The organism is Kribbella sp. NPDC058245 (assembly GCF_042882005.1).
Lineage (GTDB): Bacteria > Actinomycetota > Actinomycetes > Propionibacteriales > Kribbellaceae > Kribbella.
This window is the reverse complement of record NZ_JBHVWY010000003.1, coordinates 1-25,338: the sequence shown is the minus strand read 5'-3', so window position 1 is coordinate 25,338 and position 25,338 is coordinate 1. Positions and strand designations below refer to the sequence as shown.

Annotated in this window: 20 protein-coding genes and 1 pseudogene; 16 read left to right on the top strand and 5 right to left on the bottom strand. The window is 66.1% G+C overall.

Annotation, left to right across the window (positions count from 1 at the left end; genetic code table 11):
• Positions 1–98: 98 nt before the first annotated feature.
• Positions 99–1,379: an ABC transporter ATP-binding protein gene (locus ACFVWG_RS06675; RefSeq protein WP_391542166.1), complete on the top strand. Its 1,281-nt coding sequence runs from the start codon at positions 99–101 to the stop codon at positions 1,377–1,379.
• 928 nt (positions 1,380–2,307) lie between these two features.
• Here the strand turns inward: ACFVWG_RS06675 and ACFVWG_RS06670 are convergent.
• Positions 2,308–3,333, bottom strand: coding sequence for a LacI family DNA-binding transcriptional regulator (locus tag ACFVWG_RS06670; RefSeq protein ID WP_391542165.1), 1,026 nt, complete (start codon positions 3,331–3,333; stop codon positions 2,308–2,310).
• A 97-nt stretch (positions 3,334–3,430) separates the two neighbouring features.
• Between ACFVWG_RS06670 and ACFVWG_RS06665 the strand changes: the two genes are divergently transcribed.
• The 7 genes from ACFVWG_RS06665 (at position 3,431) to ACFVWG_RS06635 (ending at position 12,817) form a co-directional block, all read left to right on the top strand.
• Positions 3,431–5,008 carry a glycoside hydrolase family 13 protein gene (locus tag ACFVWG_RS06665; protein ID WP_391542164.1) on the top strand — a complete coding sequence of 526 codons (1,578 nt, stop codon included), beginning with the start codon at positions 3,431–3,433 and terminating at the stop codon, positions 5,006–5,008.
• Positions 5,009–5,010: 2 nt separating this feature from the next.
• Positions 5,011–6,360 (top strand): ABC transporter substrate-binding protein, encoded by a 1,350-nt coding sequence (locus ACFVWG_RS06660; protein ID WP_391542163.1) that lies wholly within the window; start codon positions 5,011–5,013, stop codon positions 6,358–6,360.
• A gap of 3 nt (positions 6,361–6,363) precedes the next feature.
• Positions 6,364–7,251: a carbohydrate ABC transporter permease gene (locus tag ACFVWG_RS06655; RefSeq protein WP_391542162.1), complete on the top strand. Its 888-nt coding sequence runs from the start codon at positions 6,364–6,366 to the stop codon at positions 7,249–7,251.
• On the top strand, positions 7,248–8,123 hold the full coding sequence (locus ACFVWG_RS06650; protein ID WP_391542161.1) for a carbohydrate ABC transporter permease: 876 nt from the start codon (positions 7,248–7,250) through the stop codon (positions 8,121–8,123). The genes ACFVWG_RS06655 and ACFVWG_RS06650 overlap by 4 nt, the downstream gene beginning before the upstream one ends.
• A gap of 47 nt (positions 8,124–8,170) precedes the next feature.
• Positions 8,171–11,056 (top strand): carbohydrate-binding protein, encoded by a 2,886-nt coding sequence (locus tag ACFVWG_RS06645; protein ID WP_391542160.1) that lies wholly within the window; start codon positions 8,171–8,173, stop codon positions 11,054–11,056.
• A gap of 83 nt (positions 11,057–11,139) precedes the next feature.
• Complete coding sequence (locus tag ACFVWG_RS06640; RefSeq protein ID WP_391542159.1) at positions 11,140–11,937, top strand: NPP1 family protein; 798 nt, start codon at positions 11,140–11,142, stop codon at positions 11,935–11,937.
• A 94-nt stretch (positions 11,938–12,031) separates the two neighbouring features.
• Positions 12,032–12,817, top strand: coding sequence for an NPP1 family protein (locus ACFVWG_RS06635; RefSeq protein WP_391542158.1), 786 nt, complete (start codon positions 12,032–12,034; stop codon positions 12,815–12,817).
• A gap of 72 nt (positions 12,818–12,889) precedes the next feature.
• On the opposite strand, the gene ACFVWG_RS06630 is transcribed toward ACFVWG_RS06635, so the two are convergent.
• Complete coding sequence (locus tag ACFVWG_RS06630) at positions 12,890–15,100, bottom strand: carbohydrate-binding protein (RefSeq protein WP_391542157.1); 2,211 nt, start codon at positions 15,098–15,100, stop codon at positions 12,890–12,892.
• Positions 15,101–15,328: 228 nt separating this feature from the next.
• Between ACFVWG_RS06630 and ACFVWG_RS06625 the strand changes: the two genes are divergently transcribed.
• Entirely contained in the window at positions 15,329–15,673 is a 345-nt protein-coding gene (locus tag ACFVWG_RS06625; RefSeq protein WP_391542156.1) for a ClpX C4-type zinc finger protein, read from the top strand.
• A gap of 808 nt (positions 15,674–16,481) precedes the next feature.
• Here ACFVWG_RS06625 and ACFVWG_RS06620 read toward each other — a convergent pair.
• Positions 16,482–17,285: an alpha/beta fold hydrolase gene (locus tag ACFVWG_RS06620; protein WP_391542155.1), complete on the bottom strand. Its 804-nt coding sequence runs from the start codon at positions 17,283–17,285 to the stop codon at positions 16,482–16,484.
• A 107-nt stretch (positions 17,286–17,392) separates the two neighbouring features.
• Between ACFVWG_RS06620 and ACFVWG_RS06615 the strand changes: the two genes are divergently transcribed.
• The gene (locus tag ACFVWG_RS06615) at positions 17,393–18,064 is read left to right on the top strand and encodes a TetR/AcrR family transcriptional regulator (RefSeq protein WP_391542154.1); all 672 of its coding nucleotides are present in this window, start codon (positions 17,393–17,395) and stop codon (positions 18,062–18,064) included.
• Positions 18,065–18,634, top strand: coding sequence for a GNAT family N-acetyltransferase (locus tag ACFVWG_RS06610; RefSeq protein ID WP_391542153.1), 570 nt, complete (start codon positions 18,065–18,067; stop codon positions 18,632–18,634).
• Here the strand turns inward: ACFVWG_RS06610 and ACFVWG_RS06605 are convergent.
• Complete coding sequence (locus ACFVWG_RS06605) at positions 18,621–20,357, bottom strand: BCCT family transporter (RefSeq protein ID WP_391542152.1); 1,737 nt, start codon at positions 20,355–20,357, stop codon at positions 18,621–18,623. The genes ACFVWG_RS06610 and ACFVWG_RS06605 overlap by 14 nt on opposite strands.
• A gap of 176 nt (positions 20,358–20,533) precedes the next feature.
• Here ACFVWG_RS06605 and ACFVWG_RS06600 point away from each other — a divergent pair, with 176 nt between their 5' ends.
• The 5 genes from ACFVWG_RS06600 to ACFVWG_RS06580 all read left to right on the top strand — a co-directional run bounded on the left by ACFVWG_RS06600 (position 20,534) and on the right by ACFVWG_RS06580 (position 24,747).
• Positions 20,534–20,968, top strand: coding sequence for a VOC family protein (locus ACFVWG_RS06600; protein WP_391542151.1), 435 nt, complete (start codon positions 20,534–20,536; stop codon positions 20,966–20,968).
• Between the two features lie 55 nt (positions 20,969–21,023).
• Positions 21,024–21,404, top strand: a complete 381-nt coding sequence (locus ACFVWG_RS06595) for a hypothetical protein (RefSeq protein ID WP_391542150.1) — start codon at positions 21,024–21,026, stop codon at positions 21,402–21,404.
• Between the two features lie 178 nt (positions 21,405–21,582).
• A complete protein-coding gene (locus ACFVWG_RS06590; protein WP_391542149.1) occupies positions 21,583–22,890 on the top strand; it encodes an MFS transporter in 1,308 nt (435 codons plus the stop codon).
• Between the two features lie 176 nt (positions 22,891–23,066).
• The gene (locus ACFVWG_RS06585; RefSeq protein ID WP_391542148.1) at positions 23,067–23,687 is read left to right on the top strand and encodes a class I SAM-dependent methyltransferase; all 621 of its coding nucleotides are present in this window, start codon (positions 23,067–23,069) and stop codon (positions 23,685–23,687) included.
• Positions 23,688–23,736: 49 nt separating this feature from the next.
• Positions 23,737–24,747 carry a hypothetical protein gene (locus ACFVWG_RS06580; protein WP_391542147.1) on the top strand — a complete coding sequence of 337 codons (1,011 nt, stop codon included), beginning with the start codon at positions 23,737–23,739 and terminating at the stop codon, positions 24,745–24,747.
• Between the two features lie 198 nt (positions 24,748–24,945).
• Here ACFVWG_RS06580 and ACFVWG_RS06575 read toward each other — a convergent pair.
• Positions 24,946–25,338: pseudogene (locus ACFVWG_RS06575) on the bottom strand (transposase); the annotation flags it as partial.

Below are 25,338 nucleotides of genomic sequence, written 5' to 3'. Positions count from 1 at the left end.
TGGTCCCGGCGAATCGCTTGCTTTGCTCTGGACAGTGGGTGGAGGCTCAGCTATACGTTAGGCCCCCGTTAAGCTGCCGCCCCCACTGGAGTTCGTTGATGAGCTCGATCCGCCTCGACTCGATCACGAAGTCGTACGACGGGGAACACCTTGCCGTCAGCAAATTGTCGCTGAGCGTGGCCGATGGGGAGTTCATGGTCCTGCTCGGGCCGTCGGGGTGCGGGAAGTCGACCGTCCTGCGGATGATGGCCGGGCTGGAGCAGATCACTGCCGGGGACCTGTACTTCGGCGAGGAGCACGCGAACTGGATGGCGCCGGGAGATCGCGGCGTCGCGATGGTTTTCCAGAACGGCGCCTTGTACCCGAACAAGACGGTCCGCGGGAACATCACCTTTCCGCTGCAGATGGCCGGCGAGAAACCCGAGGAAGCCAACGAGAAGGCCCATCAGTTGGCCGGTGTCCTGGGGATCCAGCAGACGCTGAATCGCTTGCCGCAGACGCTGTCCGGCGGTCAGCGGCAGCGGGTCGCGATCGGGCGCGCGATCGTGCGGCAGCCCTCGGCGTTCCTGATGGACGAACCGCTGTCGAACCTGGACGCTGCGATGCGGACCGAGCTCCGCCAGGAGATCGGCGCGATGACTCGTGACCTGGGCATCACCACCGTCTACGTCACGCACGATCAGGTCGAGGCGCTGACCCTCGCCGACCGGATCGCCGTCATGCGCGACGGCCGGCTGGAGGATGTCGGCACCCCGGCCGAGGTTTTCGACGACCCCGCCACCGCGTTCGTGGCCGGATTCCTCGGCGTACCGCGGATCAACCTGCTGTCCAGCTCGGTCCGCGCCGACAACGGCCGGGTCAGCCTGGTGCTCGGCGGCGGCCAGGCGCTCCACCTCGACCCGGACGATCGCCGTACGACGCTGCTGCTCCGTCGCGGTGGTGAGGAGATCATCATCGGCGTCCGCAGCGACGCGCTCACCCTCGACGGTGAATCGGCGAACCGGCTCTCCGGCAGGCTGCGGACGCTCGAATACCACGGCCACCAGTGGATCGCTTATGTCGAGGCCGGGATCGACATGGTCAACCCTGACCTGATCGGCCGCCACAAGCCCGAACGCCTCAGCAACCATTCCCGGCGGTCGTTCTGGCGCCGGGCCGGTCGGGCCACGAAGCGTTCCGGCCTCCTGCACCGCCGCAGCTTCGCCCAGCAGGCCATGGCCGAGATCTCCACACCGACCCACCGTCGCGCCGACCTCGTCGTCGAACTGCACTCCAGTACGCCGCACGTTCCGGGCGATCAGGTCAGCTTCGCCGTCGACATGAACCGGGTCTACCTCTTCGACCGCCACGGCCTCCGCATCGACCGCGTAACCCGCTAACCACCCCCGCCGTACCCCGTCCCTAACGTCCGAACAACCGAAGACCACGTCTGCAGTCCTTCGGACGTTAGGGGTCTGGCGTCCGTAACGTCCGAACAACCGAAGACCACGTCAGCGGTCCTTCGGACGTTAGAGCGCCGCCGTCCGTAACGTCCGAAGGACTCGCACGCCATGTCTCCGATCGTTCGGACGTTAGAGCGCCGCCGTCTTAACGTCCGAACAACCGCACACCCCGTCTCCGATCGTTCGGACGTTAGGCACCGCGGCAGCGTGATGACGCCGACCCCTTGCCCAACGGGCTTTGGGGTGTGCTTGGCGTTCGTGTGGGGAGGGGCCGCCTCGTCCCGAATCACCTTGTGCACCCCTCAACCACCGAGCGGTCTTCGAAATGGTTGAGCCGTGCTCAAAGTCCGGCGGTCAGTCCACCTTGAGCACCGGTCAACCACTTGTGGGGCGGGGAGATGGCTGGGCCGTGCTCAACGTCGTACCGACTCACGCGGAGATCCTCGCACTCACCGACCGCGCTTTGCGTTGCCTGTGGATGACGCGGCCGACAGCCCAGTGGACTCACTTTGTGCACCGTTCAACCACGCGACGCCCGCTGGAGTGGCTGAGCCGTGCTCAACGTCCGGCGGTCAGTCCACCTTGAGCACCGGTCAACGAGTTTTGGGGCGGGGAAATGGCTGAGCCGTGCTCAACGTCGTACCGACTCCCGCAAAGACCCTCGCACTCACCGACCGCGCTTTGCGTTGCCTGTGGATGACGCGGCCGACAACCCAGTGGACTCACTTTGTGCACCGATCAACCACGCGACGCCCGCTGGAGTGGTTGAGCCGTGCTCAAAGTCCGACGGTCCGTCCACCTTGAGCACCGGTCAACCACTTTTGGGGCGGGGAGATGGCTGGGCCGTGCTCAACGTCGTACCGAGTCAGGCGGTGTGGGCTGGGGCGGTGGAGGCTCGTTCGATCAGTTGGACGTCGAGGGTGATGGGGGAGTCGGGGTGCTGCTGCTTCTCGATGGTGGCGAGTAGGCGCTCGACCGCGAGGGCGGCCTTTTGGGGGATGTCTTGGGCGACGGTGGTGAGTTTGGGCGTGACGTACTCGCTCAAGTCGAGGTTGTCGAACCCGACGACGGAGAACCGGTCGGGGACCGGGTGGCCGGTGTCGGCGAGGCCTTCCATGATGCCGATGGCGAGGATGTCGGCGGTGGCGAAGACTGCGGTGGCGTCGGGGTGGTCGGTGGGGATGCGGCGGCCGAGGTCGCGGCCGGTGCTGTGAGTGGTGGTCTCGACGGTGACCACGCGCTCGGTCCAGGTCAGGCCGGCTTCGGTGAACGCGGCGCGGAAGCCGTCGTACCGCTGATGGACGACGCCCGCGCCGGTGAACGGCGGACCGGCGAAGACGATCTCGCGGTGGCCGAGGCCGATCAGGTGGCGGGCGGCCAGGAGCGCGCCGGTGTAGTCGTCGGAGCGGACGCCAGTGGTGAGCGGGTTGTCCGAGTAGCTGTCGACGGCGAGCAGCGAAACGTTGCCGACGGCACCTGGTGTGAGGCGGTCGACGTCCTCGTCGAGGAAGCCGAGCAGGACGGCGCCGTCGAGGCTCCACGATTTGAGCGCCTCGCCGACCTCGCTCGGTTGAGCGATCCCGCGCAGCAGCAGGTGGTAGCCGCTCTTGCGCAACTGCCGCTCGATCTGGCCGAGGATCGCCACGTTGTGCGGGCTGATCATCAGGCTGTCCTCGTCGGCGGCCGGGACCAGTAGCCCGATCATCCGCGATGACTTCGCGGCGAGGCTGCGCGCCGACGCGCTGGGCACGTACCCGCGGGCCGCGACGATGCGCTGGATCCGCTCGATCGTCTCGGCCGAGACGCGGGCCCGGTTGCCGTTCACGACGTTCGAGACCGTCATGATGCTGACGCCGGCCTCGTCCGCGATGTCCTTCAGCGTGACCCGCACGCAGCCTCCCCTGACCTGTTGACAGTTCCGTTTCCCGGAGATTACCTTCCGGTGAAGGTGGAGCGCTAAACCTACCATGAGAGCAGGGGATTCCGGGATGGATCAGTGGTGGCGGGACGCGGTGATCTACCAGGTCTATCCGCGCAGTTTCGCGGACGGCAACGGTGACGGGACCGGCGATCTGGCCGGGGTTCGATCGCGCCTGAAGTACCTGCGGGAGCTCGGCGTCGACGCGCTCTGGTTCACGCCGTGGTACCTGTCCCCGCTGGCCGACGGCGGGTACGACGTGGCCGACTACCGCACCATCGACCCGGCCTTCGGGACGGTGGAGGAGGCCGAGCAGCTGATCGCGGAGGCCACCGCCCTGGGCATTCGCACGATCGTCGACATCGTCCCGAACCATGTCTCCAGCGAGCACGAGTGGTTCAAGGCCGCGCTCGCGGCCGGCCCGGGTTCGCCGGAGCGCGAGCGGTTCTGGTTCCGCGGCGGCGAGGAGTTGCCGACCAACTGGATCTCCAGCTTTTCCGGCGAGACCTGGACCCGCACCAAGAACCCGGACGGTACGCCGGGCGAGTGGTACCTGCACCTGTTCACACCTGAGCAGCCCGACCTCAACTGGAACCACCCCGACGTACGGCGGGAGCACGAGGAGGTACTGCGGTTCTGGTTCGATCGCGGGGTGGCCGGGGTCCGGATCGACAGCGCGACGATGCCGGTCAAGGACCCTTCGTTCCCCGACCTCGGTACGACGACCGACCACCCGTTCGTCGACCGCGACGGCCTGCACGAGATCTACGCAGGCTGGCGGACGGTCGCCGACTCCTACGATCCGCCGCGGATGCTCGTCGGCGAGATCTGGCTCGCGGACCCCGAGCGCTTCGCGCGCTACCTACGTCCCGATGAGCTGCACACCGCGTTCAACTTCGACCTGATGGGTCGCCCGTGGAACGCCTCCGCACTCCGAGAATCAATCCGTACGACGCTCGCCGCGCACGCACCTGTTGATGCGCCGGCGACGTGGGTGCTGTCGAATCACGACGTGACCCGCCCGGTCACCCGGTACGGACGAGCGGATACGTCCTTCTCCTTCGAGACGAAGCGTTTCGGCGTACCGACTGATCTTGACCTTGGTACTCGCCGGGCGCGGGCTGCGGCGCTGCTCACCGGGGCGCTGCCTGGCTCGCTCTACATCTATCAAGGTGATGAGCTCGGCCTGCCTGAGGTGGAAGACCTTCCGACGGCTGCTCTGCAGGACCCGATCTTCTATCGGTCCGAAGGAACCGACCCAGGGCGCGACGGCTGCCGTGTGCCGTTGCCCTGGACAACAATTGGCTCGACCTTCGGCTTCAACTCGCACGGCTTCGGACCGTGGCTGCCGCAACCGGCGGACTGGGGGTCTCGGTCGGTCGAGGCACAGGCCGGCGACCCGGACTCGATGCTCTCGCTCTACCGATCGATGCTTGCCGCGCGCAAGGACCTGGACGAGTCCTTCGCCTGGCATCCGCTGAACGGCGAGGATCTGCTCGCCTTCACTCGCGGCGATGTGCTCTGCCTGGTGAACTTCGGTGCCCCTCGGCCGCTGCCGACCGGCTCCACCGTCCTGCTCGCCAGCTCTCCCCTGACGGGCGATCTGCCCACCGACACCGCCGCGTGGGTGCGGCTGCAAGGAGAATGACCATGAAAACCATCGCAGTGGTGTTAGCTCTGGCGGCGGGTTTGACCGCGTGTTCCGGCTCAAGTGAACAGCCCAAAGCCGACGGTCCGGTGACGTTGAAGGTTGCTCGGGACCCTGGTCTCGACAAGGGGGCGATCGCGGCGTTCGACGAGCGGGTTGCCCAGTTCGAGAAGGCGAACCCGGGGATCGACATCGCGCCGCAGGAGTACAACTGGACCGCGACGACCTTCACCGCGCAGCTTGCTGGTGGCACGCTGCCCGACGTGTTCACGGTCCCGTTCACCGATGGGCGTGGGCTGATCGAGCGCAAGCAGATCGCCGACATCAGTGGCCTGGTCTCCACGTTGCCGTACGCAAGCAAGTTCAATGAGAACGTGGCCAAGGCCGGGAAGGCCGAGGACGGCAAGATGTGGGCCGTCCCGATCGCGGCGTACGGGCAAGCTCTGCACTACAATCGGGCGCTGTTCAAGCAAGCCGGTCTCGATCCGGACAAGCCGCCGGCCACGTGGGACGACGTACGGGCTGATGCCAAGCAGATCGCGGACAAGACCGGCAAGGCCGGATATGCGCAGCTGACCACGGACAACACCGGCGGCTGGATCCTCACCACGTTGGATTATGCGTACGGCGGTCGCACCGAGAAGCTCGAGGGTGACAAGGCGACTGCAGAGCTCGACACTCCGGAGCTCGCGTCCGTCCTGCAGTGGTTGAAGGATCTGCGCTGGACCGATAACAGCATGGGCTCGAACTTCCTCTACGACTGGGGTGGCATCAACCAGGCGTTCGCCTCCGGCCAGGTTGGCATGTACGTGTCGGGTGGTGGGAACTACGGCTCGCTGGTCACGCAGAACGCGTTGAAGCCGGCCGACTACGGCGTCACGGTGCTTCCGCTCGCAGACAAGCCGGAGGCCGGCGTACTGGGTGGTGGGACGTTGGCCACCGTCAGTGCGAAAGCCAACGAGGCTGTGAAAGCAGCAGCGGTGAAGTGGATCGATTTCTTCTATCTGAACAAGCTCACGGACAAGAACGCTGCCGCATTGGATGCGAAGACCACGGCGGCCTCGAAGCAGCCGGTCGGCGCTCCGCAACTGCCGGTGTTCGACAGGGCGACGTACGACGAATCTCTCGGCTGGGTGAAGCAGTACGTGAACGTGCCGCTGGAGCAGTTCAAGCCCTACACGGACAAGATGTTCGACCAGCAGTTGGTGACCGAGCCGGTGCGGTCGACCCAGGAGGTTTACAAGCTGCTCGACCCGGTCGTGCAGTCGGTGCTGACCGACAAGAACGCGGACATCGCCAAGCTGCTCAAGAACGCCGACGCCGAGGCGCAGGCATTGCTGGACCGGAACTGACCGATGGCCTCTCGTATCCGTGGCGGCGGGCTGAGCACGCTCGTCTTCCTGCTGCCACTGCTGCTCGTCTTCGGGATCTTCTCCTGGATCCCGATCGGGCGGGCGGTCGTGATGAGTTTCCAGGAGACGAACCTGGTCACGCCGTCCACCTTCGTCGGGCCGCAGAACTTCCGCGATGTCCTGGCTGATCCGCTGCTCTGGACGGCGATCAAGAACACCCTGTACTTCGCGTTCCTCGCCCTGCTCTTCGGTTATCCGGTGCCGCTGCTGGCGGCGGTGCTGATGAGTGAGGTTCGGCGGTTCAAAGGGTTGTACAGCGCGTTGGCCTATCTACCGGTCGTCATTCCGCCGGTGGTTGCCGTACTGCTGTGGAAGTTCTTCTACGACGCCGGGCCGACCGGGGTCTTCAACACGATCCTCGGAGTGGTGGGGATCGGGCCGGTCGCCTGGCTGCAGGACTCGTCGATCGTGATGCCGTCACTGGTTCTGGAGGCTACCTGGGCGGCAGCGGGTGGAACGGTGATCATCTACCTGGCAGCGCTCACAGGTGTGTCAACAGATCTGTATGAGGCCGCCGAGATCGATCGTGCCTCGATCTGGCGGAAGGTCTGGCACGTCACGCTGCCGCAACTGCGGGGGATTCTGCTGATCACGTTCATCCTGCAGATCGTCGGTACGGCGCAGGTCTTCCTGGAGCCGTTCCTCTTCACCGGCGGCGGTCCCGCGAACTCGACCACCACCTTGTTGCTGCTGATCTACGACTACGCCTTCGCGAACAGCCTCGGCGGCCAGTACGGGATGGCCACGGCGTTGAGCATCATGCTGGCCGTCGTCCTGGGGTTGCTCTCCGCGGTGTACTTCCGGTTGACGCGTGGTTGGAGCAAAGCATGAGTCGGGGCATCCTCTCGCCGAGTGAATGGATTCGCCCGGGCATCCGGCGGACGACCCGCGGGTTGCACGCCGTACTGCTGGCGCTGTTGTTCGTCATTGGCCTCGGGCCGATGTTGTGGCTGGCGAAGGCGGCCATCACGCCGACCCAGGACACGCTGCGGTCGCCGCTGGCGCTGTGGCCGCACGGCATGGACTGGGCCAATCTCGCGACGGCCTGGACTCGTGTCGAGGTGGACAAGTACTTCCTGAACACCGTCGCCCTTGCAGCCGGCTCCTGGCTGGTGCAGTTGCTGGTGGCAACGACGGCTGGCTTCGCTCTATCTGTACTGCGGCCTCGGTACGGGAAGGTGATCACGGGTGTCGTGCTGGCGACACTCTTCGTACCGTCGGTCGTGTTGCTGGTGCCGCTCTACCTCACGATTGTTGACCCGCCGTTGCTGAAGGTCTCGCTGATCAACTCGTTCTGGGCGGTCTGGTTGCCGGCCGGCGCGAACGCGTTCAACATCCTGCTGGTGCAGCGATTCTTCGACAACCTGCCCCGCGAGGTCTTCGAGGCGGCGCGGGTCGATGGTGCCGGTCCGTTCCGGCTGTTCTGGTCGGTCGTGCTGCCGATGTCCCGGCCGATCCTCGGGGTCGTGTCGGTGTTCGCGATCATCGCGGCCTGGAAGGACTTCCTCTGGCCGATGCTCGTCCTGCCGGATCCTGATCTGCAACCGCTGTCGGTCCGGCTGCCCGCCCTGCAACGCTTCGTCGAACTGGACGTCTTCCTTGCCGCGCTGGCGATCTCCACGGTCATCCCCGTGGTGCTGTTCGCAGTGTTTCAACGCTTCTTCCTGAAGTCAGGTGCCCTCCAAGGCGCTGTCAAGGGCTGACCCCGGCCCGCCTTTCCCGCCCCGCTTGCCCAGTAGAAGGGCCCGCCATGTCCAGATCCCGCCTCGCTCTCCTCGCTGTCCTCACGGCGATCGCCACGCTGTTCGTCGCCCCGGCCTCCGCCGCCCCCGTCACCTACGAGCTCGAGAACGGCACGCGCGCTGGTGGTGCCGTCGTCGAGACCGACCACCCTGGCTACTCCGGCTCCGGCTTCGTCGGCGGATTCACCGACGCCAACAAGGGCGCCGCGGCCGTCACCACTACGGTCTCGGCCGCCGCCGGCTCCTCCACTCTCACCCTCCGCTACGCCAACGGCACCGGCTCGGCCAAGACCCTCTCGCTCTACCTCGGCGGCTCGAAACTCCGACAGCTGAGCCTGCCGCCCACGGCCAACTGGGACACGTGGGGAACAACCGTCGAGGCGGTCACGCTTGTTGCTGGTAGCAACAGCATCTCCTACCGCTTCGACAGCACCGACTCCGGCAACGTCAACCTGGACCGCGTCGTCGTCGACTCTGCCCCTGCCCCCACAACCGGTGTCTACGAAGCCGAATCGGCGAGCCTCTCTGGTGGAGCGGTCGCCCAATCGGATCACCCCGGCTACACCGGCAGCGGCTTCGTCGGCGGTCTCACCGACGCCAACAAAGGCAATGCCGGCATCACCTACGCCATCACCGCGACCGCTGGCTCGAAGTCCCTGGCCCTGCGCTACGCCAACGGCACTGGCACAGCCATGACGCTCTCCCTGTACGTCGCGGGTACCAGACTGCGCCAGATCACCCTCCCCGCAACGGCAAACTGGGATACTTGGGGAACCGCCTCCGAAGCAGTGACGCTCGTTGCCGGTAGCAACACCGTCGCCTACAAGTTCGACACCACCGACTCCGGCAACGTGAACGTCGACAACGTCACGGTCTCCGACGTCACCGAACCGCCGCCATCAGGCGGTCCCGCCCTCGAGAACGCCTTCCTCTCTGGCGGCACCACCGCCGCTGCTGCCATCGCCGGTTACGCAGGCACCGGCTACGTCACCGGCTTCACCGCCGTAGGCGCCCGCGCGATCCGCACCGTCAACATCATCGCGGCTGGCGCGGCCACCACAACCCTTCGCTACAACAACTCGACAGGCAGCACCAAGACCCTCAGCACCTACGCGAACGGCATCAAGGCCGGCCAACTCTCCCTCCCCGCAACCACCGGCTGGGCCACCACGCAACAATCCCTGACCCTCCGAGCCGGCCTCAACCTGATCGGCTACCAGTACGACGCCGGCGACAGCGGCAACGTGGAGCTAGACGACCTCACCGTCACGGGCTCGGCCAATCTCGCGACCCGCGGCGCCACGGTCTCCTACACCGAGTACGAAGCAGAGAACGCCAGCACCAATGGCGTCGTACTGGGTCCTGATCGAACCTACAAGACCGTCGCCTCCGAGTCCTCCGGCCGTCGCGCCGTCCGCCTCGACAACGCCGGCAAGTACGTCGACTTCACGCTGACCAAGCCGGCCAACTCGATCGTCGTCCGCTACTCGATCCCCGACAACGCGGCCGGTACGGGCATCACCGCGCCGCTCGGCATCTACACCGGCGGCTCGAAGGTCAAGGACCTGTCCCTCACCTCGGCGTACAGCTGGGTCTACGGCAGCTACCCGTTCCCGAACGACCCGGGACTGGGCGGGGGACACCGGTTCTACGACGAAGCCCGTACGACGCTCCCGTCGTACGCGGCCGGAACCGTCCTGCGCCTGCAGAACGACACGTCCACGCCGATCACGATCGACCTGATCGACACCGAGACGGTTGCCCCGGCGTACCCGATCCCCGCGAACTCGGTCGACCTCACGTCGTACGGGGCAGTCTCCGGCGGCGGTGACGACACGTCAGCGTTCAACTCGGCGGTCGCCGCGGCGAAGTCGGCGGGCAAGACACTGTGGATTCCGAGTGGGACCTTCGACCTGACCGCCCGGGTGAACGTCGACAACGTCACGATCCGTGGCGCCGGCATGTGGTACTCGACGATCCGTGGCAATGCCGGTCGCGGTGGTTTCTTTGCTACCGGCAACAACGTGCAACTGGCCGACTTCACCTTGGCGGCGGACGTCCGGTACCGCGATCCCGACGGCTCAGTCACCACGGACTCCGCGATCGAAGGCAACTTCGGCACTGGCTCGCTCATCCACAACGTCTGGATCGAACACTCGAAGACCGGTATCTGGGCCAACAGCGGCACCAATGGCCTGTACGTCGTCGGCGTTCGCGTCCGCGACATGTTTGCCGACGGCCTCAACCTGAACACCTTCAGCGGTGACGGCAGCCCGGTCCGCAACACCCGCGTCGACCAGAGCGTGTTCCGGAACACCGGCGACGACGCGATGGCGATGTGGTCCTTCAACAGCGCGGTCTCCGACTGTGCCTTCACCTTCAACACCGCAACGCTTCCCACACTGGCGAACACGGCGGCGATCTACGGCGGCGCGAACAACCGCATCGAGGACAACCTGTTGTCCGACACGGTCTACACGGCCTCCGGCATCACGCTCAGTACCTGGCACTCGGCCCAACCATTCGCCGGTACGACGGTCGTCCAGCGAAACACGATCACCAGGGCCGGCGGCTTCAACACCGACTGGAACAGCAGTCAGGGCGGACTGTGGATCTACGCCGAGGCGCGGGAGATCACCGCGCCGATCCTGATCAAGGACGTCGACATCATCGACAGCACCTATCAAGGCATCCTGATGACCTGGCAGAAGACGGTCAGCGGCATCACCTTCGATCACGTCAAGGTGCAGAACACGGGCACATACGGGATCGACGTACAGGTCGCCGGCAGCGGCACCTTCACCTACGTCACGGTCAGCGGGACGCCGTCGGGCGGCCTGAACAACACCCTCGGCTTCACTCTCAACCGGGGTGCGGGAAACTCAGGTTTCTAGAAAACTTTATCCTGTGAAGTATTTACCAGAGGGGGGTGGATCTGTCACGGTTCGGGCGTTGTCATCCGCCTGAAGGAGCAACCATGACAGATCTGCTTCCGCCCGCCCCTCGGACCAGACGCCGCCTCCTCGGCGTCGCCCTCGTGACCGCGACGCTCCTGGTGAGCACCGCGGTCACGGCCTACGCCGACCAACTCCCCACGTTGCCGCAGAACGCCAACGGCTACGAGCAGTCCTTCTCGCCCGCCTACGACTACGACACCGACGGCTGTTACCCGGTCGCCGCGATCAGCCCGACCGGAACCCTCAATCCCGGTCTCAACACGACAGGTGCCGTGAACGGCAACTGCCACGACCAGTCCGACCTCGACAACTCTCAGACCTACGCACGCTCGAAGTGCAACAACGGCTGGTGTGCCGTCGTCTACGCGAGCTACTTCGAGAAGGACCAGGCTGTCGACGGCAGCGGCCTCGGTGGTCACCGGCACGACTTCGAGCACGTCATCTCGTGGATCAACCAGTCGTCCAACCAGGTCGAGTACGTGACCACGACCCAGCACGCCAGTCAGGTCACCTACCCGCGCTCGCAGGTCCTGTTCGAGGGCTCGCACCCGAAGGCCGTCTACCACAAGGACGGCGTCGGAACGCACTTCTTCCGGCTCGCCAACAGCAACGACGAACCGCCCGAGAACCACTACCACAACTGGCGTTACCCGCCGATCGTCGGCTGGGACGGCTACCCGAGCACCGGTCTGCGCGACACGCTGATGAACGCCGACTTCGGGTCGGCCACCATCAAGATCACCGACAAGGACGACCGGTTCCGTTACCTGCTCAACGTGTCCAAACCAAGTGGAATCCCGTTCGACGCGTACGCCTGAAGTTTGCTCATTTTTTCGCCGGTGAAGTATGTACGCACATGGGGATGACCTGTCATCGTCGGGAACGTTGTTCTTCCGCCCCGAAGGAGTGACGATGACAGATCATTCCCGCGCCCGCCGACGGTTGATCGGTGTGGCGCTTGGTACGGCGACGCTGCTGGTGGCCACCACGGTTGCCGCCTTCGCAGCGCCGCCGCCGAGTCTTCCGCAGAACGCGAACGGCTACGAGCAGTCCTTCTCCCCGGCCTTCGACTATGACGGTGACGGCTGCTACCAAGTACCGGCGATCGGTGCCGACGGCACCTTGAACCCGGGCCTCAACACCACCGGCGCGGTCAACGGCAGTTGCCGTGACCAGTCCGACCTCGACAACTCCCAGACCTACTCACGCTCGAAGTGCAACAACGGCTGGTGTGCGGTCGTTTACGCCGGCTACTTCGAGAAGGACCAGGCCGTGGCCGGCAGCGGCCTCGGCGGCCACCGGCACGACTGGGAACACGTCATCTCGTGGATCAACCAGTCGTCCAACCAGGTCGAGTACGTGACCACGACGCAGCACTCCAGCCAGGTCACCTACCCGCGCTCGCAGGTGCGGTTCGACGGCTCGCACCCGAAGGTCGTTTACCACAAAGACGGAGCGAGCACGCACTTCTACCGGCTCGCCAACAACAACGACGAACCGCCGGAAAACCACTACCACAACTGGCGTTACCCGCCGCTCGTCGGCTGGGACGGCTACCCGAGCACGGGCCTGCGCGACATCCTGATGAACGCGAACTTCGGTTCGGCCACGATCAAGATCACCGACAAGGACGACCGCTTCCGCAACCTGCTGAACGCGTCCAAGCCGGGCGGCATCCCGTTCGACCCCTGGGCCTAAGGCTTTCGCTGGTTGACTTCCGCTGATTGAAGAGAGATGGGGAGGAGCCCCGCCGGCTCCTCCCCATCCCGGTCATTCGGTGAGCTTCAAGTAGTCCAGGTTGAAGCCACCGCTCTCGCAGTACACCGTGATGATCTGATCGCCGGCCGGCAGCGTCACCTGGGTGTTGACCGACTGGTACGTCGCCCACCCGGTGGTGTCCGGCACCGAGACCTTCGTCAGTACGGCGCCCGACGCGTCCCGGATCGAGATCGCGTCCGGAGCGACCGCGCCGGTGCCGTTGGCCACCCGCAGTTCGAGGTTGTAGGTCGCGGCCTTGGTGAGGTCGACGCGGTACTGCAGCCACTTGCCCTTGTCGGTCCAGCCGATGTTCTTGCCGCCACTGGCCGAAGGGTTGGACTCGACGAAGTTCGCGCCGCCCTCGGTCCAGCCGCTCTGGCCGACGTACGACTCCGCCTCGATGTTCTGGCCAACCGGCGTACCGTGCGGCGTCACCGTGATCTTGATCGTTGTCTCGTCGCTGGCCGCGCCATCAGTGACGCGAACCTTGACGGTCTGCGCCCCGGCAGTGGTCGGGCGCAGCGTGAGCAGCCCCGTCTTGGCGTCGAGGCTGACCCCACCCGGTAGGTCAGTGGCGTAGTACGCGAGTTGGTCACGATCCCGATCTGTCGCCTTGAGCTGGACCTGGGCGACGCCGTACTGGTCAGCAACCACATCCGGTACGTCGTTCAGCACGGGCGCGTGATTGCCATGCTGTGAAGGGACATCACCGTGCCAGCGGTACGTCGCGAACGACTTCGCCGGAACCGTCACCGTGAACGACTTGCCGGCCATCAACACGCGCACCTGGCTCGAGGTGGCGTTCGAGTTGCCGACGATGGCGACGAAGTTGTCGCCGCGGTCCTTGAAGACCACATTGCTGATCCCGTTGGCCGTCGTACCGGACTCGACGCGCGTGTGCTCCGGGGTGAGGTACTTCGCGAACTGGCCCATCGCGTACAGCTCGTCCCGGACCGTGAAGGTGCGCGCGGTGGTGTCGACCTTGACGAGACGGTTCGGCCACTTCGTCGTCCGGCCGACCTCGTCCCAGTCGAGGTTGTTGTCTCGCGCCGGTGTCCAGTGCAGCGTGCCGCCGTCCTGATCCGTCGTCTGCGCCCACATCACGTACGACGACGCGTCCAGCCGGAAGTAGCTCAGGATCGTGGCCGGGTTGAGGTCGCTGGTCTCGGTCATGTGCACCGGCTTGCCGGTCTGCTCGTACGCGTCCCGCATGACGGTCGGGTCGCCCCAGTAGGGGTGGAACGCGATCGCGTCGCTCGCGTTCTTCGTGGCGGGGTCGTTGAAGATCCGGTAGTAGTTCTTGGTCGCGGTGCTGTTCGGGTCGCGCCAGTCCCAGAAGTTGAAGTCGTGCACGTAGAGCTGGGTCGGCAGGCCGGCCCGCCGTACCTCCCGCTTCACGGCGATCGCGAGCTTCTGCTGCTGTTCGACGCTGATGTCCATCGCCGGGTACACCACGTCGATGCCGGGCTCGTTGAGCAGCGTGAGTGCGTCAACCTTGATGCCCTGCTTGGCGAAAGCCTCGACGTACTTGACGTAGTAGCGCGCGAAGACATCGATGCAGTCGTCGCGCAGCTTGCCCACCTGGTAGTACGACGTGGTGCTGCCGGGCTTGAGCGCGACCTCACCGGTGAACCGGTTGTTGGTCTTCATCCACGCCGGCGCACTCCACGCGGAGGCGAAGAACGTCGCCTTCGGGTTGTAGTGCTGGATCAGCTTGACCGTGTCGACGATGTGCGCGTCCACATCACGCTTGATCGAGAAATACTTCAGCCCGAAGTCCTCGGTGACACCGGCCGGGAGTTCGTCGTACGACCAGAACGGCAGGTGTTCGATCAGGTCCGGGCTGCCGATCGTCAACCGGAACCGGTTCAGCCCCGCGCCGCTCTTCGGGTCGACGAGCAACCGGATCGCCTTGTCCCGCTCGGCCGGGGTGAGCTTCCAGAGGTTCGAAACACTGGTCTCGTCCAGCGAGAACCCAACCCCCGAATACTTCTGCCGCAACGTGCTCGGGTCGACCACCACGGTCGCGTCCGGCGTCGTACCGCGATCGTTCCCGACATACGCCGAAGGCAACGGCTGCCACTTCTGCACCGACCCACTGGAGTACGTCCCCGTCACCACCGCCCCATGGTCCGGCCGCCCAGCACTCGCCGGTGCACCCGCCGTCAGCAGCCCGACGCCCAACGCCCCGACCGTGACCGCCACCCCAACACTTCGCCTCACAAAATCCTCCCAGCATCCCAGGAAAGCGCTTACTAGCCGCGAACCCTACGCGCCGGAATGCGCATGCACACCCCCTCGCCGGTTCCGGAACTTCCTAGGCCTCGAGGCCGCGCAGGCCGACCGCGTCATGCCGCCAGCCATGACTGGTTTTGCTGCCTTGACCCCCGCGCTTGTCAGGCATAGCCTGACGGGTATGTCAGGAAGCGCCTGACAGACTGGAGGTTGGCGATGCCGGAAACAGCGATGCGGTGCTCGTTCTGCGCGAAGGACAAGAGTGAGGTGGAACGGCTCATCGCCGGTCCCGGCGTCTTCATCTGCAACGAATGCGTCGGCCTCAGTGCGGAAATCCTCAGCGGCCGGCCCACCTCGTCCTTCCCACCCCTGGACGGCAAAACCGACGACGAACTGCTCGCCGACGTAGCCCGCCTCAACCTCTCCCGCGGCCAGGTCGAGACCGCCGTCCGCGACCGCGTCCAGCACCTCCGCTCCCGCTCCGTCACCTGGGCCAGAATCGGCGAAGCCCTCAACATGAGCCGCCAATCCGCCTGGGAACGCTTCTCCGGCGAAGAGTGACCCCCACCGCCTCCGGCGGTCGGCCGGGCTTCCGGGGTTGGCCGCGCTAATTGCCGACTTTTAGGGACTCGGTGACGAAAATCCACCAACTAGCGAACCCCAACCAGCCTCCTCCGCTGTAACCCACCGCAACGAGTCTCCTTCCAGGCCTCCTCGCTACCGACCGCAACCACATCCCGTCAGCCCCAAGCAACGTGCGCCTCGGTCGCCGACCTCGCCATCCCCCTCAGCCACCTCGCTACTGACCGCAACCACAGCCCGTCAGCCCCAGGCAATGTGTGCCTCGGTCGCCGACCTCGCCATCCCCCTCAGCTACCGCCCTGCTCAGCCGTCCGTCTTTGATCGGCCGCAGCCGACCTCAGCCACAGCGCGACGCCTTCCGGCCGAGTCTTAGACCTGGCCGCCGTGCCACTCAACCGCCTCCGGCGTTCGACTGAAACCTTCGGGTGCACCGAACAGGTGGCTGAGGGGGATGGTTCGGTCGGCGACCGAGGCGCACGTTGCCTGGGGCTGACGGGCTGTGGCGGAGGCACGTGAGGCTCGGCCTTGCGCTATCGGTGAGTTTTTCGGGTCCAGGCGCCGAAAAACTCACCACTAACGCACCCAGCAACCCCAACCACTCCGACCAAGGCCGTGGGTCACCTTGTGCACCCGTCAACCACATCACGCCCGCCAAAACGGTTGAACCGTGCTCAAGGTCGCGGCGCCGGTTCACCTTGTGCACCCGTCAACCATTTTCCGGCCGGGTAGATGGCTGAGCGGTGCACAACGTCGTACCGGCTGATGTGGCGAGAACTTTGTGCGCCGATCAACCACGTGGCGGGGGCTGAGGTGGTTGAGCCGTGCTCAAGGTGGTTTGGGCTAGGAACGACTTGAGGGCGGCGGCTGAGGTGGTGGTTTGGTCGGTGAAGAGTCGGTGGCCGGCGTTGTCGATGATGACGAGGTCGGCGTGAGGGATGGCGGCCGCTAGTTTCTCGCCGGCGGACAGGGGCACTAGGCGGTCTTCACGGCCATGCAGGACGAGAGTTGGTACGGCGAGTTGGTGGAGATCGGCGTACCGGTCCCACGTGGTGCTGGCGAGCAACTGGCTCCGAAGCCCTTCCGGGGTGGTCGGGATCACGCTCGCGGTTTCCTCGTCGCGGGCGATCTCGGCAGCCGGCGTCTGCTTGGCGTACAGAATCGGGGCGAGGGCCCGACTGCGTTCCCCGGGCGGCAGCGCGGCGACCGTGGCCACGGCTGAGGCTGCGACCGTCAGATGTGGGATGCCGGCGTGGGTGCTGACCAGCATCAGGGACTCGGTGCGGTCGGGGTAGCTGAGGGCCAGTTCCTGGGCGATCAGACCGCCGAGGCTAAGGCCGAGGGTGTGTGCTCGGTCGACCTGTGCTGCATCGAGGACGGCGACCGCGTCGGCTGCCATCGTGGCGAGGTCGAACGGTTCCGGGGAAGACCCGGTACGCCCCACACCGCGGTTGTCGAAGGTGATGACCCGGAAGTCGTGCAGCTCCGGGAGCAGTCGGAACCATGACGTTGATGTTGACCCCAATCCGTTGATCAGGAGCACCGGCGCCCCCGCGCCGGTGCTCTCCCACCAGATTCCTGCCGATGTGCGCATCCAACCCCTCCAGTGGAACGCTCGTTACATTACTCTGAGCATCCATCGAGCTGATGTCAAGCGCAAATTCTGCTAGCTTATGGATCGATCGTTCTAAGGAAGGTGAGATGGATTCACTGCTGCCACCGCAACTGGCGGCCGATGGCGCGAAGGGGCGGCTGCTGGAGGCGGCGGTCGAGTTGTTCGCGGCCCGGGGGTATCACGGCGTCTCCGTCCGGGATCTGACCGCGCATCTCGGCGTCCAACCGAGCTCGCTGTACGCGAAGTACGCCTCGAAGGCCGACCTGTTCAGCGAGCTGGTGTTCCTGGCCAACGAGGAGATCCGGAACCGGATGCGCTCCGAGCTGCTCGCGAGCGATCCGCGGCCCGACGCGCAGTTGGCCGCGCTCGTCCACGCGAACGTCGAGTTCCACACGACGTACCCGCTGTTCGCGACGATCGCGCACAACGACTTCGCCATGCTCACCGAGTCCGCGCTGCACCACGTCACCGCCAGCCGCAAGGAGGCGATCGACCTGATGCGAGCCGTCATCGATCGCGGCAACGACCTCGGCAGCTTCGACTGCCCCGATCCCTGGACCGCGATCGCGGCCATCGCCGGCTTCGGCATCCGGCTCGCGGTCTGGTACCGCCCGCCGGACGACACCGCCGACGCGGACGACGGTTACGCCGCCGAGGTCCAGAGCTGGATGGGGAAATCTCGCTCGATCGAGGACCTCAAGACGACGTACGCGACGTATGCACTGCGACTTGTCGGTTGGCGTGGCCATACTGACTGAATGAGTGAGCTGAGCGTTCGGCCGTTGGATGCCGACACCTGGCCAGCGTTCGCGGCGCTGGTCGAGGCGAACAACGGCGTGTGGGGCGGCTGCTGGTGCGTGGGCTTCCATCTGAAGCTCAAGGGCCGTACTGCGGCCGAGAACCGCGCCGAGAAGGAGCGTCGGGCCCACGACGGCACCACGCACAACGCACTGGTCTTCGACGGCGACCAATGTGTGGGCTGGTGCCAGTTCGGCAGCCCGGACGAGCTCCCGGAGATCAAGAGCAAGCGCCTGTACGACAAGGGCCTGACCGGCCTGCCCGACTGGCGCATCACCTGCTTCTTCACCGGCAAGGGCTACCGCGGCCAGGGCGTCGCCAACGCGGCCCTGGCCGGTGCCCTCGAACAGATCGCCCAGTACGGCGGGGGCGTGGTCGAGGGCTATCCCGAGGAGACCGACGACCGCAAGGTCTCCGGCTCGTTCCTGCACACCGGGCCGATGGCAGCCTTCGAGCTCCACGGATTCGAGCGCACGCGCCCGATCGCACCCCACCGCTGGGTGGTGACCCGCACGGTCAGACCTTCCTGACCGGCGAATCCTCTCCGTTGCCGGTGACGGTGCCGGTGACGACGAGGCTGAAGTCTTCCCCGTGGGTGCTCACGCCTTCAATGACCGCGGCCTCCATGGCCTCGGTGCCCATCGCCTTACGCAGCATGAGCGGATCGGTGCGCAGATCCTTGGCGAGGGCAACGGCCAGGCCGACCATCACCAACGCGAAGGGGAGTGCGGCGACGATGGTCAGATTCTGCAAGCCCTGCAAGGCTTTCGCGCCACCTCCGCCGACGAGCAACATTACCGCGGCGACCGCTCCGGTCAACACACCCCAGAACACGACCAGCGGTTTGCGGGGTTCGATCGCGCCGCGTTGCGACAGCGTGCCCATCACGATCGAGGCGGCATCCGCTCCGGAGACGAAGAAGATCGCGACCAGTACGACGACCAGGATCGTGGTGACCGACGCCAGCGGGTAGGAGTCGAGCAGGCCGAAGAGCTGGCCCTCGGTGGTGGACTGGCCGGCGATGTCGACGCCGTGGCGCTGGGTGTCGATCGCGGCGCCGCCGAAGATGCAGAACCAGACCAGGCTGACCATTGACGGCACCAGCAGCACACCGGTGACGAACTGCCGGATCGTCCGGCCGCGGCTGATCCGCGCGATGAACATGCCGACGAACGGCGTCCACGAAATCCACCATGCCCAGTAGAAGACCGTCCAGCTGGACAGCCAGGTGGCCATCGTGTCCCCACCGCTGGCCTCGGTCCGGGCCGCCATGTCGGCGATGTCGCGCAGGTAGTCGCCGATCGCGGTCGGTACCAGGTTCAGGATCAGTACGGTCGGCCCGACGACGAAGACGAACGCGGCCAGCACCACCGCGAGCACCATGTTGATGTTCGACAGCCATTGGATGCCCTTGGCAACACCCGACACGGCCGACGCGACGAAGGCCGCGGTCAGTACGGCGATGATCCCGACCAGTACGGCGTTCCCGGTCTTGTCGAGCCAGCCGAGGATCCGCACCCCGGATCCGATCTGGAGCGCGCCGAGGCCGAGCGAGGCCGCCGAGCCGAACAGAGTCGCGAAGATCGCCAGGCTGTCGATCACCTTGCCGATCGGTCCTTCGGTCCGCTTGCCGAGCAGTGGCGCGAACGCCGAGCTGATCAGCTGCGAACGACCACGCCGAAAGGTGCCATAGGCAATCGCTATGCCGACGACGGCGTAGATCGCCCACGGGTGCAACGTCCAGTGGAACAGCGTCGTGGCCATCGCCGTCTGCAGTGCCGCATCGGTACCGCCCTCGACCGTGCCCGGCGGCGGCTTCATGAAGTGCGACAACGGCTCGCTCACGCCGTAGAACATCAGCCCGATTCCCATGCCCGCGCTGAACATCATCGCGACCCACGAGACCGTCTTGAACTCAGGCTCCTCGTCGTCCGCCCCGAGCGGGATCCGCCCGTACCGCCCGGCCGCCAGCCACAACACGTACACGACGAATCCCGAGGCGAGCAACACGAACAGCCAGCCCGTGTTGGTCTCGACCCACGTCAGCGCCGACGTCGACGCCGTACCGAGGCTTGTTGCCCCGACGAATCCCCAGACCACAAAGGCCAAGGCGATCACAGCGGTGACACCGAAGACGACTCGGTCGAGGCCGGAGCCGGAACTTCGGCTGCCGGGCGGTGGCGGTGCCGCGAGCGCGGGATGCTCGGTTGCGTGGTCGGGGTTTGCTTGCTGGCTGTCGAAATCGATCGCCACAGCTGAATCACGCCTCGCTTCGGCGCGCCTCCATCTTCTACTCGGGTCGCAGGGATGCCCTTCGACCTTTCCGGAGATCGTGGCGAAACGCAACTATCGTGGTCTCGGCCACACCGGCGTCCGCTCCAGTGACTTTCCCTGGTGCGAACCCCAGGCAGCCGCCCGACGCTAGGCACATGCCTACTGACGCCTCCGGCCTCGGCGACTTCGACCAGCGCATCGAGGTACTGGTCATCCCGGTCTCCGACGTCGATCGCTCCCGCGACTTCTACGTCCGCCTCGGCTGGCGCCTCGACGTCACCCCGCCCTGGGTGGTCCAGCTCACCCCGCCCGGCTCCGCCACCTCCGTCCAGTTCGGCCCCGCCCTCACTCCCGCCGCCCCCGGCTCCTCCACGGCGTACCTCGTCGTCGCCGACATCGTCGCCGCCCGCGAAGCCCTCGTCGCCGCCGGCGTCCCGGTCACCGACTACTTCCACCGCACCCCCGAGGGCTTCACCCCCGGCCTCGACCCCCACCGCGCCACCTACAGCACCCGAGCCACCTTCCCCGACCCCGACAACAACACCTGGATCCTCCAGGAAATCACCACCCGCCTCCCCGGCCGCGAGTAACCACAGGATGGTCTTTCGCTGGACAAATCGGGGGCGGAGCGCGGAGCCTGGTGGGGTGCGCAGTGGTGAGGTCGAGGTCGGTACGACGTATTTGGTCGAGGTCCCCCATGTGCTGGAAGCGGACCATCGGCTGACCTTTGGTGCGCTGCGTGGGGCGACGTTTCCGCTGACGGTGACGACGCTGGAGGGGACCGAGGTCGAGGGGATCCGGTCGGTGCTGAGCCCGACGACGGCGATCACGTTGACCGCTGAGCAGTGCCTCGAGCTGGGGTTGCCGGAGGGCGTGTACGAGATCATCGGCAACCTCAGAACCGCGGACGGTACGCCGATCGTGCTGCCGCGCGTGCAGACGTTGACCGTACCGATCGAGTGGCTGGTGCCGTTCACGGATGACCGCCCGCAAGGGCATTGGGACGCCACCGGCTCACTCTGGTAAGAAAACCCCGCGCCTTTCCGGACCGCCCGTTGCTACCCTCGGCGCGTGCCCAAGACAGACACGGTGCGCCGTCGCTGAGAGCGGCGGCGCATAGCAACCAGTACTCGCCGTCGTTCCCGGCCTCATGTCGGGAGCGCCCTCGTGGCGCTCGGAATCTGCTGACTCCGGAGCGCATACCGTGTTTCATCTGTCTGTCCGTCATCGTCGACGCATCCTCGTCGCCGACCTCATCTCCACCGCGGTCTTCCCGCTGGCGATCACCGGCTCGACCGCCGTCGTCCCCGCGGCGACCGCCGACCTCTCGGGGTCGCACGCACTCGGCCCCTGGATCGTTGTCGGGTACAACGGTCTCTTCGCCGCCGCGTTGCTGCTGGCGGGTGTCCTGGCCGATCGCACCTCACGCACGAAGTTCTTTGCTCTAGGCAACATCGTGGTCGCCGTCGCCGGCGTACTGTCCGCGTTGGCTCCCGACCTCGGCACCTTGGTCGCCCTCCGCGTGCTGGCCGGCGTCGGCGCGGCGATGTGTGCCGCCGGTGGTTCGGCGATGGTGCTCGCCGTCTATCCACCCGAGGATCGCCACCGCGTCTACGGGTACGTCGGCGCCGTACTAGGCACGAGCCTCGCCCTCGGCCCGTTCGCAGCACAGGGCCTGATGGCGGTCGGCGGTTGGCCGATGGTCTTCGTCGTACCGGCCGCGGTCGCGGGGATCGCCGTACTGGCGACCATCGGTCTGCCAAGCCTTCGTACCAATGAGCTGCCAAAGGACTTCGACCTCGCCGGTGCGGTGATCTTCGGATTCACGATCGCCGCCGCGGTCACCGCCTTCGGATTCGCGCTACCGGTCTGGGCGACAGTCGGGTTGCTGCTCAGCGCCGCTGGCGGGTTCACGTTGCTTGTCCGGGTGGAACGCCGTACGGCGGATCCGGCGATTCCGCTCGACCTGCTGCGCATCCCGGCGTACCGGGCCTATGCCCTCGGCACGGGTGCCTTCATGGGAGTCCTGGTCGTCGGACTGACCGTCCTGCCCCAACTCGGCGCCCACCTCGGCGCGGGGCAAGTCGGCCTCCTCCTGAGCCTGCTCACCATCCCCTCGACCTTGCTGCCACTCGTCGCCTCCCGCATCGCCCGCCGCTGGGCAGCTCCGCTCGTGACAACCGCGCTAGTCGTCTGCGCCGCCACGGGGTTGGCCCTCCAACTCACCGACGCTCCGCTGGTCTTGTTCATCGGGGCCGGTGTCCTCGGCGTCTGTCTGGGTCTCACCGAAGGCGTCCCCGACGGCCAAGCCCTCAAACACGTCCCCGCCCACCGAGGCGGCGCCGGCGCTGCCCTCTTCAGCACGACCCGCATGACCGTCGAAACCCTCACCCTCGCCGCCGCCACCGGAGCCGCCACCCTCCTCACCCCCACCGCAGCCCTCCTAGTACCCGCCGCCGTCTGCCTCCTCTCCGCCGCCACCCTCCACCACGCCCGTCGCCCCTCTCGCTAACCCACCCCACCCGCCGCACAACCCTCCACCTGAGGGGTTATCCATCGAGTTGGGGGGTTGCCCCCTTGAAATGTGAGGGGGCAACCCTCCAGGTGAGGGGATATCCACCGAGTTGGAGGGTTGGCCCACGGGGGTATTCGGTCGCGGGGTGGGTGGCGGGTGCCTAGGGTGGCGGGATGGACAGTGCGGAAGCCAAGGAGCTGGTACGGCGGGGGTATGACGCTTTGTCGGTGCAGTACGACGAGGCGTTCGGCAGCGACACCAAGTACGGCGACTGGCTGAGTGAGCTGCTGACTCGGCTTCCCGAGCGGTCCCGGGTGCTTGATCTCGGGTGTGGAGCGGGCGTGCCGGTGGCAAAGGTGCTGGCCGATTCCGGACATCAGGTGACCGGCGTGGATATCAGCGAGGTGCAAGTTGCGCGAGCGAGGGAGCGCGTACCGGGCGCGACGTTCCTGCAAGCTGATGTGACGACACTGGAGTTGCCGGCGGGTGAGTTCGATGCGGTGCTGTCGTTCTACGCGCTGATCCACATTCCGGTGGATGAGCAGGAGGCTTTGCTGCAAAGGATCGGCACGTGGTTGCGACCGGGCGGGATGTTCGTGGCGACGGTCGGATCTGCCGCGTGGACTGGTGCGGAGGAGAACTGGTTGGGCGGCGACGTACCGATGTGGTGGAGCCACGCGGACGCCGACGCCACCCGGGCGTGGATCGAGGCGGCCGGGCTGGTCGTGGAGCGGGCGGAATTCGTTCCGGAAGCGGACAGCGGGCACACGCTGATCTGGGCAGGGCGGCCCTGACCTCGCTAGCCTGAGGGCCTTGCACAACTGACTGCGAAGGGTGCCGCCCATGCCCAGAGCTCTTGCTGTCCTGCTCGCCGCCACACTCGCCGTGCTGAGCGCCGGTACGGCGACCGCGACCACGACCGCCGCATCGGATCCAGCCCGCGCCGAGCTACGGGGGATCGTCGAGAACGTGGCCGGTGCGACCGGGAAGCGCTACAGCGCCAAGGACGACGCCGGCCACGTGATGGACACGGTGAAGATCATCCAGGACAGCACCGGCGGATACCTCGCCGTCTCCCACCACATGGCCAGTGACGGCCATTTCCGGGTGAACCTGGCGACCTCGACCGATCTGCTCAACTGGCACTGGGTGCGCGAGCTCGCCGGCAGCAACACCGGACCGGCCTCGCAGCCCACGATCGTGCAGGCGTCGAACGGCGGTTTCGTGCTGGCCTGGGAGCAGGAGCAGCCCGGTGGCGGCAACAACCATCTCGCCTTCCGATACTTCGCCAACCGGGCAGATCTCCTGGCAGGCAAGGTGAATCGCTCCTTCGACGCACCTCGCCGCCTGTCGTCCTGCGCCGAAGGTACGCCGAACATCTACAGCGTCACGCTGTCACCCGACATCGATCACTCGACGATCGACATCGGCGGCCACTACTGGTGGAACTGCGACCGCGACCGCCAGCAACGCGGCACCGTGAAGAACTTCAACTCCTGGACCACCGCTGCCCAGCCGAACTTCGACAACGCCCTCCTCTACTGGAACGTCGGCGGCAACATCGGTGACCGCGACCAGACCACCTTCCGCGGCTACAGCTTCGGCCTGATCGAAGGCCAGTACACCAAGGGCGACTTCGGCTCTTGGCGCACCTTCGTCTACGACTACCAGACCGGCAACGCCGACCGTACGACGATCCGCACCAACGGCGGCAGTACGGCGTTCGCCAACCCCAGCATCACCGCCCTGAAAGCCCCCAACGGCCAGAACGCCTTCGTCATCACCCTCTTCATCCCCAGCGAAGGCGCCGCCCCCGGCGAATCCGGCCAACTCATCTACTACCAAACCTACTAACCCCACCCCCCAAGCCGAGTGGCCGAGTCATCCCACCGTCGCGAAGCTAACGTCCGAAAAACCGAAGACACGCTCTCCGATCCTTCGGACGTTAACCGTGGTGACCAAGCCTCGTGTCGCCGGGCCAGGCCCGAGCTTCCGGCGGTGGACGCCGCGCGGAAAATGAGGGGATCTCCCCTCAAGTCGCTGGTTCTCCCTTCAAATTTTGAGCAGAGAACCGGCCACTTGAAGGGATATCCGGCTCTCCTGACTGATGTGTGGGTCAGTTTCGGCCGGGGAGGGGTGGTCGGTATCCGCCAAGGGTGAGCATGGCTAGGGCGATGAGGGCGTGGGGGTCTTTGAAGCCGTAGGCGATGCGGGTGATGAGGCGGATCTTGGTGTTGACCGATTCGATCCGGGCATTCGAGAGGCCGTGCTCGAGGGTGGCGTGGATGGCGGGCAGGTGGCGGCGGATTCTGCGGGCGAGTTGGACGAAGACGTCGATGCGGCAGCGGCTGCCCAGGCCAGCCATGCTTTGAGGGCGTGTTTGCCGTCGTCGCCGCCGAGTTTGAAGACGTGGCGGAGGCCTTCTTTGAGGAGGTAGGCGCGGTG